Genomic DNA, 12,840 nt, shown 5'->3' on the forward strand with positions numbered 1-12,840 from the left:
CGGAGGATCGGCTGCGCGCCGTCGTGCGCGCCCGGGGCCGCGGGGATGCCGACGACCGCTGCCAGCCTACGGGGGCCCTGCGCGTGGGTCCAGGGGCGGGCGGCCGATATCCTGAGCGGATGCAGTCCGACCCCGCAGCGCCCGCGTCCGCCCGGCCCGTGCCCACCGGCACCGAGTTCACCGGGACCGGCGATCGAGGTCCCGGCAACCACTGGACCCTGACCTTCGCGTGCCCGGATCTGCCCGGCATCGTCCACGCGGTCTCGGGCGCCGTGGTGCACGCCCGCGGCAACATCACCGAGAGCCAGCAGTTCTCCAGCGCCGACACCGGTCGCTTCTTCATGCGGCTCCAGGTGGAGTCGCCCGTCACCCGCCAGGAGTTCGAGCGGGCGCTCCAGCCGATCACCGAGCACTACGGGATGACCTGGCGCCTGGACGTCGTCGGCCGCCCTCCGCACGCTCGTGCTCGCCTCGACGGCGGCGCACTGTGTCAACGACCTGCTGTTCCGCCAGCGCGCGGGCCAGCTCGCGGTGGACGTGCCGCTGATCCTCTCCAACCACGGCAGCCTGCGCGATCTGGCCGAGTTCTACGGGGTGCCGTTCGAATCGCGCCCCGTGGTCTCCCCCGAGACGAAGCGGGAGTTCGAGGAGCGGGTGATCGAGGTCGTCGAGCAGCACGACATCGAGCTCGTCGTGCTCGCCCGCTACATGCAGATCCTCTCGCCCGAGCTCTGCGCACGTCTCGCCGGCCGCGCCATCAACATCCACCACTCGTTCCTGCCCGGCTTCAAGGGCGCGAACCCCTACAAGCAGGCGCACGCTCGCGGCGTGAAGCTGATCGGCGCGACGGCCCACTTCGTCACGAGCGACCTCGACGAGGGCCCGATCATCGAGCAGAACGTTGTCCGCGTCGACCACTCGCACTCCCCGGCCCAGCTGGTCGCGATCGGTCAGGACGAGGAGAGCCGCACCCTCACGCAGGCGGTCAAGTGGTTCGCGGAGGACCGCGTGCTGCTCGACGGGGCCCGCACGATCATCTTCAAGTAGCGGCTCCGCGGATCGCCGCCGGCTTCCTCCGTCCACGGATCGGCCGTCGTGCGGCGAGCGCCACGAGCGGCCCGGCGACGACGAGCACCGCGAGCTCGACGTCGGAGGGCGACGCTCCGAGCAGGAGCGCCCCGCCCGGAGCCAGGACGTCGATGAGGAGCTCGGACCAGCTCGCGACGATCCCTCCGCCGAGCACCACGGCGACGAGGACGACCGCAGCGATCGCATCGCGCGCAGCACCTCGGGCGCCCGTCGGCGGGATCGCCCCGGACAGGGCGGGCGGGGCGAGGATCGCCAGGACGAGCGCACCCGGGCCCATCCACCCGGAGCGCTCGGCGACGACGACGAGCAGAACGAGCCCCGCAACGGCGGCGAGCGCGAGCAGGCGGGCGGCGGCGGTGCGTCCGAGGAGGGCGAGACCGGCGGCGACCGCGAGCGCCACCGCGACCAGGACCGTGGGGTTCGAGAACGGACCGAGGAAGCCGACGGAGGCGGTGCCCGTGCTCCAGGTGCCGAGGACGACGTAGAGCAGCGCCAGCACGGCCGCGACGACGAACGCCGTCGCGGTGGTCCGACGTCGGTCGACCCTGCGCCACGCGCGGTGGGCGATCCCGTCGACCACGAGCCGGAGGGCTTCGCTCGCGTCCGGACCGTCGCGCCCCTCCGCGTCCGCGTCGTCGAGCAGCATCCCCAGGACCACTTCGCCGTGCTCGCGCCGCCAGTCCTCCGGGTACCAGCGGAGCAGTCGGCGGTACCGCCGCTCCGCCCTCACGCGACGACCCCCTCCGGGCGCTCGCGGAGCGCCGCCCGACCCTGCTCGACCATGACCTGCAGGCGGGAGAGCTCGGCGGCCAGCGCCGTCTCTCCGGCTCCGGTCACGCGGAAGAACCGGCGCAGGCGTCCGTCCGACACCTCCTCGCCGTCGGTCGCGACCAGGCCGTCGGCCGACAGCCGCTCGAGAGCGGAGTAGAGCGTCGGGACCTTGAGCACCGCCTCCCCCGCCGAGAGCTCGCGGGCCTCGGCGAGGATCGCGTAGCCGTGGCGCCTCCCCGCGACAGCACGGTGAGGATCCAGAACGAGGTCGGCGGGAGCGCGTCGGTCATGGAGGCGAGAGTACTCTCACAGCGAGAGTATCGGAAGACCGGACCGAGCGATCACTCGCCCAGCGCGATGGCGCGCAGTGCCCGCACGTGGGAGTCGAACGCCTGGGCTCCGGCGCGGGTGAGCGAGACCCAGGTGATGCGGCGCGAGTCGCTGCGGGCGCTCGACGAGCTCTTGACCGTCGCCGTGAAGCCCGCATCGACGAGCACCTTCAGGTGCTTCGAGAGCGTCGCGTCGCTCACTCCGAGGGTGTCGCGCAGGACGCCGAAGTCGAGACCGTCGCCGGCACGCAGCAACCCGCAGATGCGCAGGCGCAGCGGCGCGTGGATGACCTCGTCGAACCGCGCCTCAGCGGACACGGCGCATCCGCTCCCGAGCGGCGGCGGTGAAGGCGCAGGTCGCGCCCACTCCGACCGCGAACGCCGCCGCGGTCGGCAGGGCCACCCAGCCGTGGAGGTCGAAGGAAGCGAGGCCGAGGGCCGTGCTGAAGAGCCCGAGCACCAGGACGAGCGCCACCGCCGACACGACCCACGGCATCGCCCCGAGGCGGCCGAGCTTCACGCCGGTCGCCCGGCGGTAGGCCCAGAGCAGCACCAGGCCGAGGGCCAGCGCGGGCAGGATCCCCCGGACCCGCTCTCCCCGGCGGCGGGACGCACCACGACGAGCGCGGCGACGAGGCCGAAGCCCGTGGAGAGCCACCACGGGGTGCGGACGCGCGCCGCGAGTGCTGCGCGATCGGAGTCGAGCTCGCGGAGGATGTCGTCGTTTTCCATAGTGGAAAGTCTTACAGAGACTTTCCCTCGCGGCAAGTGATGCTCGGAGCGCGGTCGGAGAGGACGGTTAGCATGGTCGGCGTGAATCCAGCAGAGGCGACCACCGCGGACCGCGACCCCCGGATCGGCCCGAACGCCGTCGTCCGATTCCTCCTCGAGCTCGTCGCCCTGGTGACCTTCGGCATCTGGGGCTTCAGCAGCTTCGGGATGCCGTGGAGCATCGTCGTCGGCATCGGCGCTCCGGTCCTCGCCGCCCTCGTCTGGGCGCTCTTCCTCTCGCCCCGGGCCGTCCTGGCGATCGACGTCTACGGCCGCTCGCTCATCGAGCTGCTCGTCATGGGCGCCGCGGCGCTCGCATGGCTCGACCTCGGGCAGCCGATCGTCGCGATCGTGTTCGGCGTGATCGCCATCGTCTCGGGCGTCATCGCCGGACGCCGCTCGATCTCGTAGCACTCCTCGCCCACCCCGCGGGCTCGGACGGCGAACGGCCGCCCCGCCGCCCCGAGGGGGCGAGCAGGACGGCCGTCGCGTCGAGCGGTTCTACTCCGTTGCGGCGCCCTCACGCTGCGCGAGTGCGCGGCGTCGGACTCGCGGTGATGACCGCTCCTGCGCCGATCAGGGCCAGCGCGGCGGCTCCGAGGAGACCGGCCTCGAAGCCCGTGTGGGGCAGAGCTCCCGGGACCTCCGGTGCCGGGCAGACCCGGTCCGGCGGTCGGCGAGGAGGTGGGCGCGGGCCCGGCGGTCGGCCCAGCGGTCGGAGTCGCAGTCGGCTCAGGACTCACGGTCGGCTCAGGAGTCGCAGTCGGCTCAGGAGTCGCGGTGGGCTCCGGAGTCGCGGTCGGCTCCGGAGTCGCGGTCGGCTGCGGCCGGGGGTGACGTCCTCGGTCACGCTGACGCTCACGAGCGTCGCGAGACCCGAGTCCGCGTAGGCGATGCGGCCGAGGTACTCGGCCGGCCCCGCGAGGTCGGACCACGAGATCGCGTAGTCGACGGGCTCTCCGAGCACGGCGTCCACCGTCTCCGGCTCGGTGGTCAGCGATCCCTCGCCGCCCTCCGCGGTGACGACGAAGCTGCGCAGATCGAAGGTGACGGTGTCGTCGCTTCCGACCGCGTAGATGTCCGCGGTCACCCGGTAGGTGCCGGCCTCCGGCGAGTCGAGGTCGACGCGCTCGTCCGCCGAGCCGGTGGCCGAGACCGCCTCCGAGACCGGCTCGCCCGCGGCGTCGAGGAGATCGACGTAGAGGTCGAGGTCGGCCGTCTCGTCGATCGAGTCGAGGTCGAAGCGGGCGAAGGTCGCCCCCTCGGGGACCTCCACGGTCGTCTCGAGGGTCGTGCCGGCGGGCAGCGTGCCCGAGTGGCCGTCCGCCGCCGTCGCGTCCTCGGCCAGCACGCCGCGCGCGAGACCGCTCGGCGAGAGCGGGAGCGCGCCGTCGATGCCGGGCGTGATCGTGGCGGTGGTCGAGCCGGTCGAGCCGGATCCCGACACCTCGTACGGGGCGTCGAGCAGCACCGGGCGCACCGCGACCGGGCTGCGCACCTCGTGCTCGGCGCTGGTCCAGGCCAGGTAGCCAGTCGCGAACTGCCCGAGCTCGGCGTCCTCGGTCGTGAAGCTCACGGTGTACTCCGCCGTCTCCCCCGCCGCCCCGAAGGACAGCGTCGAGGGCGAGACGACCGCGTCGATCTCGGGGACGTCGATCGAGGCGGTGTACTCACCTGGGCCGGTCGACGTGACCGTGCGGGTCACCGTCTGGGTCCCGGCGAGCGAGCCGATGGCGATCGAGGCCTGGTTCAGGTCGGACGGGTCGATGGCGTCGACCTCGAAGTCGGGGTCGAAGACGTAGCCCGCACCCTTGAGGAACGCGATCCAGTCGGTCGGTCCGCTCTCGTAGAGCAGACCGGGGTCGAGGAAGCGGGTGGGGTCGACGTGACCCGCGCCCTGGGCGAAGACGTCCTCGGAGGTCGCCCGCCTGGTCGACGCTGTCGTACGCGGTCGTCATCATGGCCGACTTGACGGCCGACGGCGAGGCGTTCGGCGAGACGCCGAGGATCAGCGCCGCGAGGCCCGCAACGTGCGGCGAGGACATCGAGGTGCCCGACTCGAACGCGAAGGCCGGGTCGTCGCCCTCGGCGTTGAAGGAGTCCGCGAGGATCGCGACTCCGGGCGCCGTCAGGTCCGGCTTGAGGACGTCGCTGCCGTCGGCCTCGGCCGGGCCGCGCGACGAGAAGCCGGCGACCTGCGGGACGAGGATCTCGGCACCCGTGAGGTTGCCCTCGCTGAGCACGACCGTCGCACCGTCGGTCGAGGGCGTACTCGGTGATCGCGTCGTAGGCCTGCGAGGTCGATCTGGATGCTCGGGACGGAGTGGTCGTCGACGTGCAGCGCGTTGGGGAACGGGTTGAGCAGCAGCATGCCGATGCCGCCGGCCCGCTCGACCTCGGCCGACTTCGACACGCGCGCGGTGGTGCCCGCGGTGCAGGCGACGACGGTGCCGGCGACCCTCGCGGGGTCGAGCGTGCCCGGGGCGCAGACGGTCGGCGTCTCGGAGCCGGGGAGGACGACGTCGGCGCTGTTCACCAGCGGTCCGGCGACGTCGTCGTGGACCGAGATCGATCCTCCGACGAACGCCTGCCCGTCGCCGAGCGTCGCGGTGGCGGTGTAGGTCGGGATGGAGGACGCCGCGACCGTCGTGTACCACGGCGACGCGTGGTCGAGGGTCGAGTCACCGGGGCCGGAGTTGCCCGCGGAGGCCGCACGAAGACGCCTGCGGCGGCGGCGTTCAGGAACGCCTCGTCGTAGAGCGTCAGCGTGGAGGTCGCCGAGCCACCGCCGATCCGAGTTGATCACGTCGACGCCGTCCTTCACGGCCCGCGTCGATGGCGCCGAGGATCCCGGTGCCGGAGCAGAAGTCGTCGTCGTCCGTGCCCTCGACGTCACCGTTCCAGCAGACCTTGTAGGCCGCGACCTTGGCCGCCGGGGCGACGCCCGAGATCGTGCCGTAGTCGTAGCCGTCGACGCTCGCCTCGACGTCGGCGTTGCCCGCGGCGGTGCTGGCGGTGTGCGAGCCGTGGCCGTCGAGCGTCGCGCGGCGAGAGGAACTCGGGGTTGTCGGCCGAGCCGACGCTCTCGGACGCGCCGAGGAACCAGCGCGCGCCGATCAGCTTCTGGCTGCACTCGTCGCCGTTCCACTGCTGGGAGGCGTCGGCGCCGCTCTCGCAGGCGCCGACGAAGTCTCCGCCGTCGGACTTGCGGTAGGTGACGGCCTCCCCGTCGGTGTACGGGGCGGCTCCGGGGCTCGTCGCGAGCGGTGCGCCGGCGAACGAGGGGTTCTCGGGCGCGATGCCGGAGTCGATGACGCCGACGACGATGCCCTCGCCGGCCTCCTCGACGCCGCCGACGTGGCGTTCCAGACGCCGTCAGCGCCCTCGAGGCCGAGGAAGTCGGTGGAGCGCTGCTGGCCGGTGTCGGGAACGGGGATGCCGTCCGTCGGCGCCTGGGCGAGCGGCGCGGTCTGCGCGGCACCGGGAGCGCGGTCGAGCGTCAGGTCCTCGACCTCCCTGACCTGCGCGACGTCCTTGCGCTCGGCGAGCCGGCTCGCCTGAGCGCCGGTGAGGAAGTCGCGGAGAAGCCGTTGAGCGCGACCGTGTAGTGGTAGCCGATCTCGGCGTCGACAGCGGCCGCCACGTCGTCCTGGCGCTTCTCGAGGTGGTCGGCGTAGTCCTCGACCGGCGCGGAGCGCGCCTGCAGCTGCGCTCCTGCGTCCGGGGGCGGTGCGAGCGAAGCGGGCGTCGGTGCCGCTTGTACGTCGCGGCGGACGGCTCGACGAGGGTGACGACGTAGTCGCCGTCGTCGAAGCTCTGCAGCGACGAGAGGCCGCCGACGAGGGAGGCGCTCCCGATCGCGGGAGCGGCGCTCGCGCCCGTGGCGGCGAACGCGGCGGAGGCGGCGACGCCCAGAGCCGCGAGACCCGCGAGGATCCACCTCTCTGCGCGCCGGACAGGTGGACGGTGGGAGGGGTGGATCGGCAATCGATGTCCTTACTCACGTTCCGCTGGGAACCGGATCGGTTCCCGCACTGGATCGACCCTACGAACTCGATTGCCCGGCTCTGTTACGAACACGTTACGAAGTCCCCGAAAGGGTGACTTCTGTTCTTGGCACTCTCCCTGCCCGAGTGCTAAATTCTTCTCAGTTGAGTCGAGTCGGCTCAACTCGAGATTCATCCGTTGCCAGACCGAATGGAGTGATTCCCATGGCCGTCACCTACGACCCCGTCCGCGAGCTCGACCGCTTCGCCTCCGCCCTCTTCGGCTCGGGCCAGGGCCCCCGCCGCATGCCGATCGACCCTCTACCGGGACGGCGACCACTACGTCCTGACCGCCGACCTCCCGGGCATCGACCCCGGCTCGGTCGACGTCGACGTGGACGGTCAGCTGCTCACGATCCGCGCGCAGCGCACCGTCGCCGGCGGCGAGGGGGTCACCTGGATCACCCGTGAGCGCCAGTCGGCGACCTTCGTCCGCCAGCTGAGCCTGGGCCAGGGAGTCGACACCGAGCGCATCTCCGCGTCGTACGACAACGGAGTGCTCTCGGTCACGATCCCCGTCTCCGAGAAGGCGCGCTCCCGGAAGATCGAGGTCGTCTCGGCCTCGGGCCCCGAGCAGGTGCAGCTGAGCGAGGCGCACGCCGAGTAGACCGGCGTCTCCGGCGGGGCGGCTGCGCGAGCGGCCGCCCCGCCTTTCTGTGCGGCGGCGCAGCCCTACGCTGAGAGGATGCGCGCTTCATCGCCCGACGCCGCCGTCGGAATCCTGCTCCCCCGCGATCTCCCCGCCTCCGAGGTCCTCCCCTACGCCCGCCGCGCGGAGGCCGCGGGCTTCGACGAGCTCTGGGTCGTCGAGGACCTCGGCTTCCGGGGCGGCATCGCCCAGGCCGCGGCCGTCCTCGCCGCCACCGAGCGGATCGTCGTGGGCATCGGGATCCTGCCCGCCGCCGCCCGCACCGCCGCGTTCACCGCGATGGAGCTCGGCACGCTCGCCGAGCTGTTCCCCGGCCGCGTGCACGCCGGCATCGGGCACGGAATGCCGCACTGGATGCGCGGACTGCGCATCTGGCCGGCGAGCCCCTGACCCTGTTGGAGGAGCACTTCGACGCCGTGCGCTCGCTGCTCTCGGGAGCCGAGACGGCGCGCGACGGACGCTACGTCGCCGTCGACTCGCTCCGCCTCGAGGACGCCGCCCGCCGTCGTGCCGCCGCTGCTCGCCGGAGTCCGCGGTCCCCGCTCGCTCGAGCTGGCCGGCCGCATCGCCGACGGCGCCGTGCTGGCCGAGCCCGTCACTCCGGAGTACCTCGCCGCGGCCCGCGAGCACCTGGGCACGTCCGGCCGCGTCGTCGCGTACAACGTGGCGGCCGTCGACGACGACGCCTCGGCCGCTCGCGACCTCGTGCGCCCCGGACTCCGAGTGGATCGGCGAGCCGGACTGGGCGCCGCACATCGACCCCCTGCCGTTCGCTCCGGAGTTCCGCGCGCTGCGGGAGCGGAGCGTCGATCGGGCGGCCTTCGTCCGCGATCTGCCGGACGAGTGGGTGGACCAGCTGGCGGTCGTGGGGACCGCGTCGTCGGCCCGCGCGCGGATCGCCGAGCTGCACTCGGCCGGCGCCGCGAGCGTCGTGCTCATGCCGTCGGGCCCGGACGCGTCGGCGGCGCTGGACCAGCTGGCTCGAGTCCTCTGAGCTCCGCGGACGCGCCGGTCGACGCGCGTCCGGCCCGCGGGAAAACGTCCGGCCCGCGCTAACACGTCCCAGCTCGCGGAAACACGTCCGGCCCGCAAGGATCCGAGGATCCTGCGAGCCGGAGCGTGTTCTGCGAGCCGGAGGCCGGCTAGGCCGACATGCGCGCCTTGAGGTTCTCGTCGAGCGTCGCGAGGAACTCCTCGGTCGTCTGCCAGCCCTGGTCGGGGCCGACGAGCAGCGCGAGGTCCTTGGTCATCTTGCCGGACTCGACCGTCTTGATGACGACGTCCTCGAGCGCGAGCGAGAAGTCGATGAGCTCCTGGTTGCCGTCGAGCTTGCCCGCGGTGCGCGAGGCCGCGCGTCCAGGCGTAGATCGAGGCGATCGGGTTCGTCGACGTGGGCTTGCCCGCCTGGTGCTGGCGGTAGTGCCGCGTGACCGTGCCGTGCGCCGCCTCGGCCTCGACGACGGAGCCGTCGGGCGTGGAGAGCACCGAGGTCATGAGGCCGAGCAGGCCGAAGCCCATGCGCCACGGTGTCGGACTGCACGTCGCCGTCGTAGTTCTTGCAGGCCCAGACGTAGCCGCCCTCCCACTTCATGGCCGAGGCGACCATGTCGTCGATGAGGCGGTGCTCGTAGGTGAGGCCCGCGGCGTCGAAGCGCTCCTTGAACTCGGTCTGGAAGATCTCCTCGAAGATGTCCTTGAACCGGCCGTCGTAGGCCTTCAGGATCGTGTTCTTCGTCGAGAGGTAGACCGGGTAGTTGCGGGTCAGCCCGTAGTTGAGCGACGAGCGCGCGAAGTCGCGGATCGAGGCGTCCTGGTTGTACTGGACCTGGGCGATGCCGTCGTCGGAGGCCTTGTAGACCTCGAACTTCATCGGCTCGGAGCCGTCCTCGGGGGTGAACTCGACGGTGAGCGTGCCCTTGCCCTTGAAGACGAAGTCGGTGGCGCGGTACTGGTCGCCGAACGCGTGGCGGCCGATGATGATCGGCTTGTTCCAGCCCGGCACCAGGCGCGGGATGTTCGAGATGATGATCGGCTCGCGGAAGATGACGCCGCCGAGGATGTTGCGGATGGTGCCGTTGGGCGACTTCCACATCTTCTTCAGGCCGAACTCCTCGACCCGCGCCTCGTCGGGCGTGATGGTCGCGCACTTGACGCCGACGCCGTGCTTCTGAATGGCGTGCGCCGCGTCGATCGTGACCTGGTCGTCGGTCGCGTCGCGGTGCTCCATGCCGAGGTCGTAGTACTCGAGGTTCACGTCGAGGTACGGGTGGATGAGGGTGTCCTTGATCTTCTGCCAGATGATCCGCGTCATCTCGTCGCCGTCGAGCTCGACGACGGTTCCCTCAACCTTGATCTTGGACATTGCTCTCCCATGGTCTCGTGAAGCGCCCCGCCTCTGCGCGGGACGGGCGGCTCTCGGCCGCGTCAGACGGCCTCCGCCAGCTTACCCGAGGGGCCAACTGTCTCGACGTCGAGAGATTGGCCGCGCGGTGCCGTGCGGCTGGCGCGTCTCGTCCGGTGGAGGGATGCCGCTCGACGACCGGCCCGCTGGATTGACCGCATGAGTGCACTGCGTCTGGAAGAGCTGTCGGCCGCGAACATCTCCGCCGTCAACGGACTGAGCCTCAAACCGGGGCAGGAGCAGTTCGTCGCGCCGGTCTCGTACTCGGCGGCCGCCGCGGTCATCGATCCGGGCGCCGCCTGGCAGCAGGGCGATCCTCGACGGCGATGAGCTCGCTGGGCTTCATCCGCGCACTTCGACGAGCGCCGCCGAGGAGTTCCGCAGCTGCATCTGGCGCATCAACATCGGCGCCGCCAAGCAGGGCCACGGAGTCGGCACCTTCGCCATCCGCGCCGCCGCCGACGAGGCGCGGAGCCGCGGCTTCGACACGCTCACCGTCATCTGGGAGTCCGGCGAGGACGGCCCCGACCAGTTCTTCCGCTGGGTCGGCTTCGAGGTCGTCGGCGAGACCCCGTACGGCGAGAACATCGGGGCTCTGGCCTCGACCGCTGCGTCCTCGCAGCGGGTCGTCGAGCAGGTCGACCCCGACGCCGGAGGCGCAACCGACTTCGTCACGGCCGTGCTGGCCGTCGTCGGCGCGATCCCGCCCGGACGCGTGATGGCCTACGGAGACATCGCCGCGGTCCTCGGAACCCGTGCCGCCCGAGCGGTCGGCACCGTGATGGCGCGCCACGGCTCCGACACCGCGTGGTGGCGCGTGGTCCGCGTCGGCGGAGGCCCTCCGGTCGGCCACGAGGAGCGCGCCCGCGTCGAGTACGAGCGCGAGGCGCCGCTGGTCGAGACTCCGAGCGGCTACCGCGTCGACGTGCGGACCGCCCGCTGGCGGTGACGCGTCACTAGACCAGGGAGTCGCGCCAGGCCGCGTGCAGCACGGCGAACCGGCCTCGCCCGCGATGAGCGCCTCCGGTCCCGTCCTCGACGATGCGGCCGTGCTCCATCACCAGCACCCGGTCGGCGATCGCGACCGTCGACAGCCGGTGCGCGATGATCACGGCCGTCCGGTCGGCGAGCAGGGTCTGCAGCCCCTGCTGCGCGAGGCGCTCGCTCGGGATGTCGAGCGAGGAGGTCGCTCGTCGAGGATGAGCACCGCCGGATCCGCGAGGAACGCCCGCGCGAACGGATCAGCTGGCGCTGCCGCCGAGACGCGGCCGCCGCGCTTGTTCACGTCGGTGTCGTAGCCGTCGGGCAGCGACACGATGAACCGTGCGCGCCGACCGCCTTCGCGGCGCCGACGATCTCGTCGTAGGTCGCCGAGGGCCGGCCGATCGCGATGTTGTCGGCGACGGACCCCGAGAAGAGGTACGCCTCCTGCGTCACCATGACGATCGCGCGGCGGAGGTCCTTCGGGTGCAGCGAGCGAGAGATCGACACCGTCCAGGCTCACCACCCCGTCGGTCGGATCGTAGAAGCGCGAGAGGAGCTTCGCGAGCGTCGACTTGCCGGCGCCCGTGGATCCGACCAGGGCGATGGTCTGCCCGGCGGGGATGTCGAGGTCGAAGCGCGGCAGGATCTCGCGATCGGCCGTGTAGGCGAAGCGCACTCCTCGAAGGCGATGCGTCCGCGGGCCTCGTAGAGATCGATCGGACGCGCGGGATCGGGCACGCCGGGCTCCTCGCGAGCACGCCCGAGATCTTCTCGAGCGCCGCTGCGGGCCGACTGGTAGAGGTTGTAGAACATCGCCATCTCCTCCATCGGATCGAAGAAGCGCCGCGTGTAGAGCAGGACAGCGAGCAGGGCACCGATCTCGAGCCCGCCGTCGAGCACCCGGATGCCGCCCAGCAGCAGCACGACGGCGACGGTCACGTTGCCGATCAGCACGAGCCCCGGGTCGAAGGTGCCGAACAGCGCGAAGACCCGCTTGTAGGTCACGCGGTAGCGCTCGACGAAGCCCCTCGAACGCCGACTCGTTGCGCTTCTCGGTGCGGAACGCCTGCACCGCTCTGGATGCCCGTCATCGTCTCGACGAACTGCACGATGAGGCGGGAGGACGCGACGCGGTGCCGCGGAAGAGCGCCTGCGACCGCTTCTGGAACCAGCGGGTCAGGATCGCCAGCGGCACGAGGGCGCAGGCGAGCACGAGTCCGCTCGGCGGATCGAGCGAGACGAGGGCGATCGCCACGAAGCCCATGTACAGAGCACCCTGGACGAGCTGGTTGATCCCGGAGTCGAGCAGCTCGCGGATGGAGTCGAGGTCGCTCGTCTGGCGCGAGATGATGCGCCCCGAGGTGTAGTTCTCGTGGAACTCCAGGCTCAGCCTCTGCGTGTGCAGGAACACTCCGCTTGCGCAGATCGATCAGGATCGCCTGGCTCACCCCGGGCCGAGAGGACCGTGTACCAGGCGACCAGGAGCGCGCCGGTGAGCCCCGTGAGCCCGTACGCGCCGACGGTGAGCAGCAGCGGAGTCGCGTCGCCGGCCAGGACCGCCGGCAGACCGTTGTCGATGCCGACCGCGATCAGGGCCGGACCCGCCACCTGGGCGGCGGTCGAGACGACGACCACGACCGCGGTCAGGATCAGCCTCAGCCGCAGCGGCTTCAGCAGCGACCCCAGGAGTCGCAGCGAGCGGCGCCGCATCGCGGCGGACTCGGCGCGGGTCAGGTCGTCGCGCTCCTCGGTCGATCCGAGCGTGCTCATGAGGTCGCCTCCGATCGGCGGTCGCGGTGC

General features: G+C 71.8%; 17 protein-coding genes and 4 pseudogenes. 7 read left to right on the forward strand and 14 right to left on the reverse strand.

Features of this window, described 5'->3' with window-relative positions; translation table 11 throughout:
- Positions 1 to 119: 119 nt before the first annotated feature.
- A pseudogene (gene purU, locus AC0CII_RS08480) lies at positions 120 to 1,047 on the forward strand (formyltetrahydrofolate deformylase).
- Here the strand turns inward: purU and AC0CII_RS08485 are convergent.
- The 4 genes from AC0CII_RS08485 to AC0CII_RS08500 all read right to left on the reverse strand — a co-directional run bounded on the left by AC0CII_RS08485 (position 1,040) and on the right by AC0CII_RS08500 (position 2,850).
- Positions 1,040 to 1,819, reverse strand: a complete 780-nt coding sequence (locus tag AC0CII_RS08485; protein ID WP_465227953.1) for a hypothetical protein — start codon at positions 1,817 to 1,819, stop codon at positions 1,040 to 1,042. The pseudogene purU and the gene AC0CII_RS08485 sit on opposite strands and share 8 nt — an antisense overlap.
- Positions 1,816 to 2,037 carry a PadR family transcriptional regulator gene (locus AC0CII_RS08490; RefSeq protein WP_465229157.1) on the reverse strand — a complete coding sequence of 74 codons (222 nt, stop codon included), beginning with the start codon at positions 2,035 to 2,037 and terminating at the stop codon, positions 1,816 to 1,818. The genes AC0CII_RS08485 and AC0CII_RS08490 overlap by 4 nt, the downstream gene beginning before the upstream one ends.
- Positions 2,038 to 2,201: 164 nt before the next feature.
- A complete protein-coding gene (locus AC0CII_RS08495) occupies positions 2,202 to 2,507 on the reverse strand; it encodes a transcriptional regulator (protein WP_465227951.1) in 306 nt (101 codons plus the stop codon).
- The gene (locus tag AC0CII_RS08500) at positions 2,497 to 2,850 is read right to left on the reverse strand and encodes a hypothetical protein (protein WP_465229158.1); all 354 of its coding nucleotides are present in this window, start codon (positions 2,848 to 2,850) and stop codon (positions 2,497 to 2,499) included. Before AC0CII_RS08500 ends, AC0CII_RS08495 begins: the two co-directional genes overlap by 11 nt.
- A 143-nt stretch (positions 2,851 to 2,993) precedes the next feature.
- On the opposite strand from AC0CII_RS08500, the gene AC0CII_RS08505 reads away from it, so the two are divergent.
- Complete coding sequence (locus AC0CII_RS08505) at positions 2,994 to 3,371, forward strand: YrdB family protein (RefSeq protein WP_465229159.1); 378 nt, start codon at positions 2,994 to 2,996, stop codon at positions 3,369 to 3,371.
- A gap of 328 nt (positions 3,372 to 3,699) precedes the next feature.
- On the opposite strand, the gene AC0CII_RS08510 is transcribed toward AC0CII_RS08505, so the two are convergent.
- The 4 genes from AC0CII_RS08510 to AC0CII_RS08525 form a co-directional block, all read right to left on the reverse strand.
- Positions 3,700 to 4,665, reverse strand: a complete 966-nt coding sequence (locus AC0CII_RS08510; protein ID WP_465229160.1) for a pre-peptidase C-terminal domain-containing protein — start codon at positions 4,663 to 4,665, stop codon at positions 3,700 to 3,702.
- Positions 4,631 to 5,203, reverse strand: coding sequence for a S8 family serine peptidase (locus AC0CII_RS08515; RefSeq protein WP_465229161.1), 573 nt, complete (start codon positions 5,201 to 5,203; stop codon positions 4,631 to 4,633). The genes AC0CII_RS08510 and AC0CII_RS08515 overlap by 35 nt, the downstream gene beginning before the upstream one ends.
- Positions 5,089 to 6,108, reverse strand: coding sequence for a PA domain-containing protein (locus tag AC0CII_RS08520; protein ID WP_465229162.1), 1,020 nt, complete (start codon positions 6,106 to 6,108; stop codon positions 5,089 to 5,091). Before AC0CII_RS08520 ends, AC0CII_RS08515 begins: the two co-directional genes overlap by 115 nt.
- Before the next feature lie 227 nt (positions 6,109 to 6,335).
- On the reverse strand, positions 6,336 to 6,947 hold the full coding sequence (locus AC0CII_RS08525) for a hypothetical protein (protein WP_465229163.1): 612 nt from the start codon (positions 6,945 to 6,947) through the stop codon (positions 6,336 to 6,338).
- Between the two features lie 224 nt (positions 6,948 to 7,171).
- Here AC0CII_RS08525 and AC0CII_RS08530 point away from each other — a divergent pair.
- The 3 genes and pseudogenes from AC0CII_RS08530 to AC0CII_RS08540 all read left to right on the forward strand — a co-directional run bounded on the left by AC0CII_RS08530 (position 7,172) and on the right by AC0CII_RS08540 (position 8,711).
- Positions 7,172 to 7,613: pseudogene (locus tag AC0CII_RS08530) on the forward strand (Hsp20/alpha crystallin family protein).
- 78 nt (positions 7,614 to 7,691) lie between these two features.
- Positions 7,692 to 8,045 (forward strand): LLM class flavin-dependent oxidoreductase, encoded by a 354-nt coding sequence (locus tag AC0CII_RS08535; protein ID WP_465229164.1) that lies wholly within the window; start codon positions 7,692 to 7,694, stop codon positions 8,043 to 8,045.
- A 117-nt stretch (positions 8,046 to 8,162) separates the two neighbouring features.
- Positions 8,163 to 8,711, forward strand: a complete 549-nt coding sequence (locus AC0CII_RS08540; RefSeq protein ID WP_465229165.1) for a hypothetical protein — start codon at positions 8,163 to 8,165, stop codon at positions 8,709 to 8,711.
- Positions 8,712 to 8,797: 86 nt separating this feature from the next.
- On the opposite strand, the pseudogene AC0CII_RS08545 reads toward AC0CII_RS08540, so the two are convergent.
- Positions 8,798 to 10,017 (reverse strand): annotated as a pseudogene (locus AC0CII_RS08545) (NADP-dependent isocitrate dehydrogenase).
- A gap of 198 nt (positions 10,018 to 10,215) precedes the next feature.
- Here AC0CII_RS08545 and AC0CII_RS08550 point away from each other — a divergent pair.
- Together AC0CII_RS08550 and AC0CII_RS08555 are read left to right on the forward strand one after the other, a co-directional pair.
- Positions 10,216 to 10,654 (forward strand): annotated as a pseudogene (locus AC0CII_RS08550) (GNAT family N-acetyltransferase); the annotation flags it as partial.
- Positions 10,655 to 10,735: 81 nt separating this feature from the next.
- Complete coding sequence (locus AC0CII_RS08555) at positions 10,736 to 11,005, forward strand: MGMT family protein (RefSeq protein WP_465229278.1); 270 nt, start codon at positions 10,736 to 10,738, stop codon at positions 11,003 to 11,005.
- A 7-nt stretch (positions 11,006 to 11,012) separates the two neighbouring features.
- Here AC0CII_RS08555 and AC0CII_RS08560 read toward each other — a convergent pair whose 3' ends face one another.
- The 5 genes from AC0CII_RS08560 to AC0CII_RS08580 form a co-directional block, all read right to left on the reverse strand.
- Positions 11,013 to 11,168: a hypothetical protein gene (locus AC0CII_RS08560; protein WP_465229166.1), complete on the reverse strand. Its 156-nt coding sequence runs from the start codon at positions 11,166 to 11,168 to the stop codon at positions 11,013 to 11,015.
- Positions 11,165 to 11,662 (reverse strand): ATP-binding cassette domain-containing protein, encoded by a 498-nt coding sequence (locus tag AC0CII_RS08565; RefSeq protein WP_465229279.1) that lies wholly within the window; start codon positions 11,660 to 11,662, stop codon positions 11,165 to 11,167. Before AC0CII_RS08565 ends, AC0CII_RS08560 begins: the two co-directional genes overlap by 4 nt.
- Positions 11,557 to 12,045 (reverse strand): hypothetical protein, encoded by a 489-nt coding sequence (locus tag AC0CII_RS08570; protein ID WP_465229167.1) that lies wholly within the window; start codon positions 12,043 to 12,045, stop codon positions 11,557 to 11,559. The genes AC0CII_RS08565 and AC0CII_RS08570 overlap by 106 nt, the downstream gene beginning before the upstream one ends.
- A gap of 82 nt (positions 12,046 to 12,127) precedes the next feature.
- Positions 12,128 to 12,451, reverse strand: a complete 324-nt coding sequence (locus AC0CII_RS08575) for an ABC transporter transmembrane domain-containing protein (RefSeq protein ID WP_465229168.1) — start codon at positions 12,449 to 12,451, stop codon at positions 12,128 to 12,130.
- Positions 12,427 to 12,810 (reverse strand): hypothetical protein, encoded by a 384-nt coding sequence (locus tag AC0CII_RS08580; protein ID WP_465229303.1) that lies wholly within the window; start codon positions 12,808 to 12,810, stop codon positions 12,427 to 12,429. The genes AC0CII_RS08575 and AC0CII_RS08580 overlap by 25 nt, the downstream gene beginning before the upstream one ends.
- Positions 12,811 to 12,840: the final 30 nt, after the last annotated feature.

The sequence above is a fragment of the Rathayibacter sp. AC182 genome (assembly GCF_979253875.1).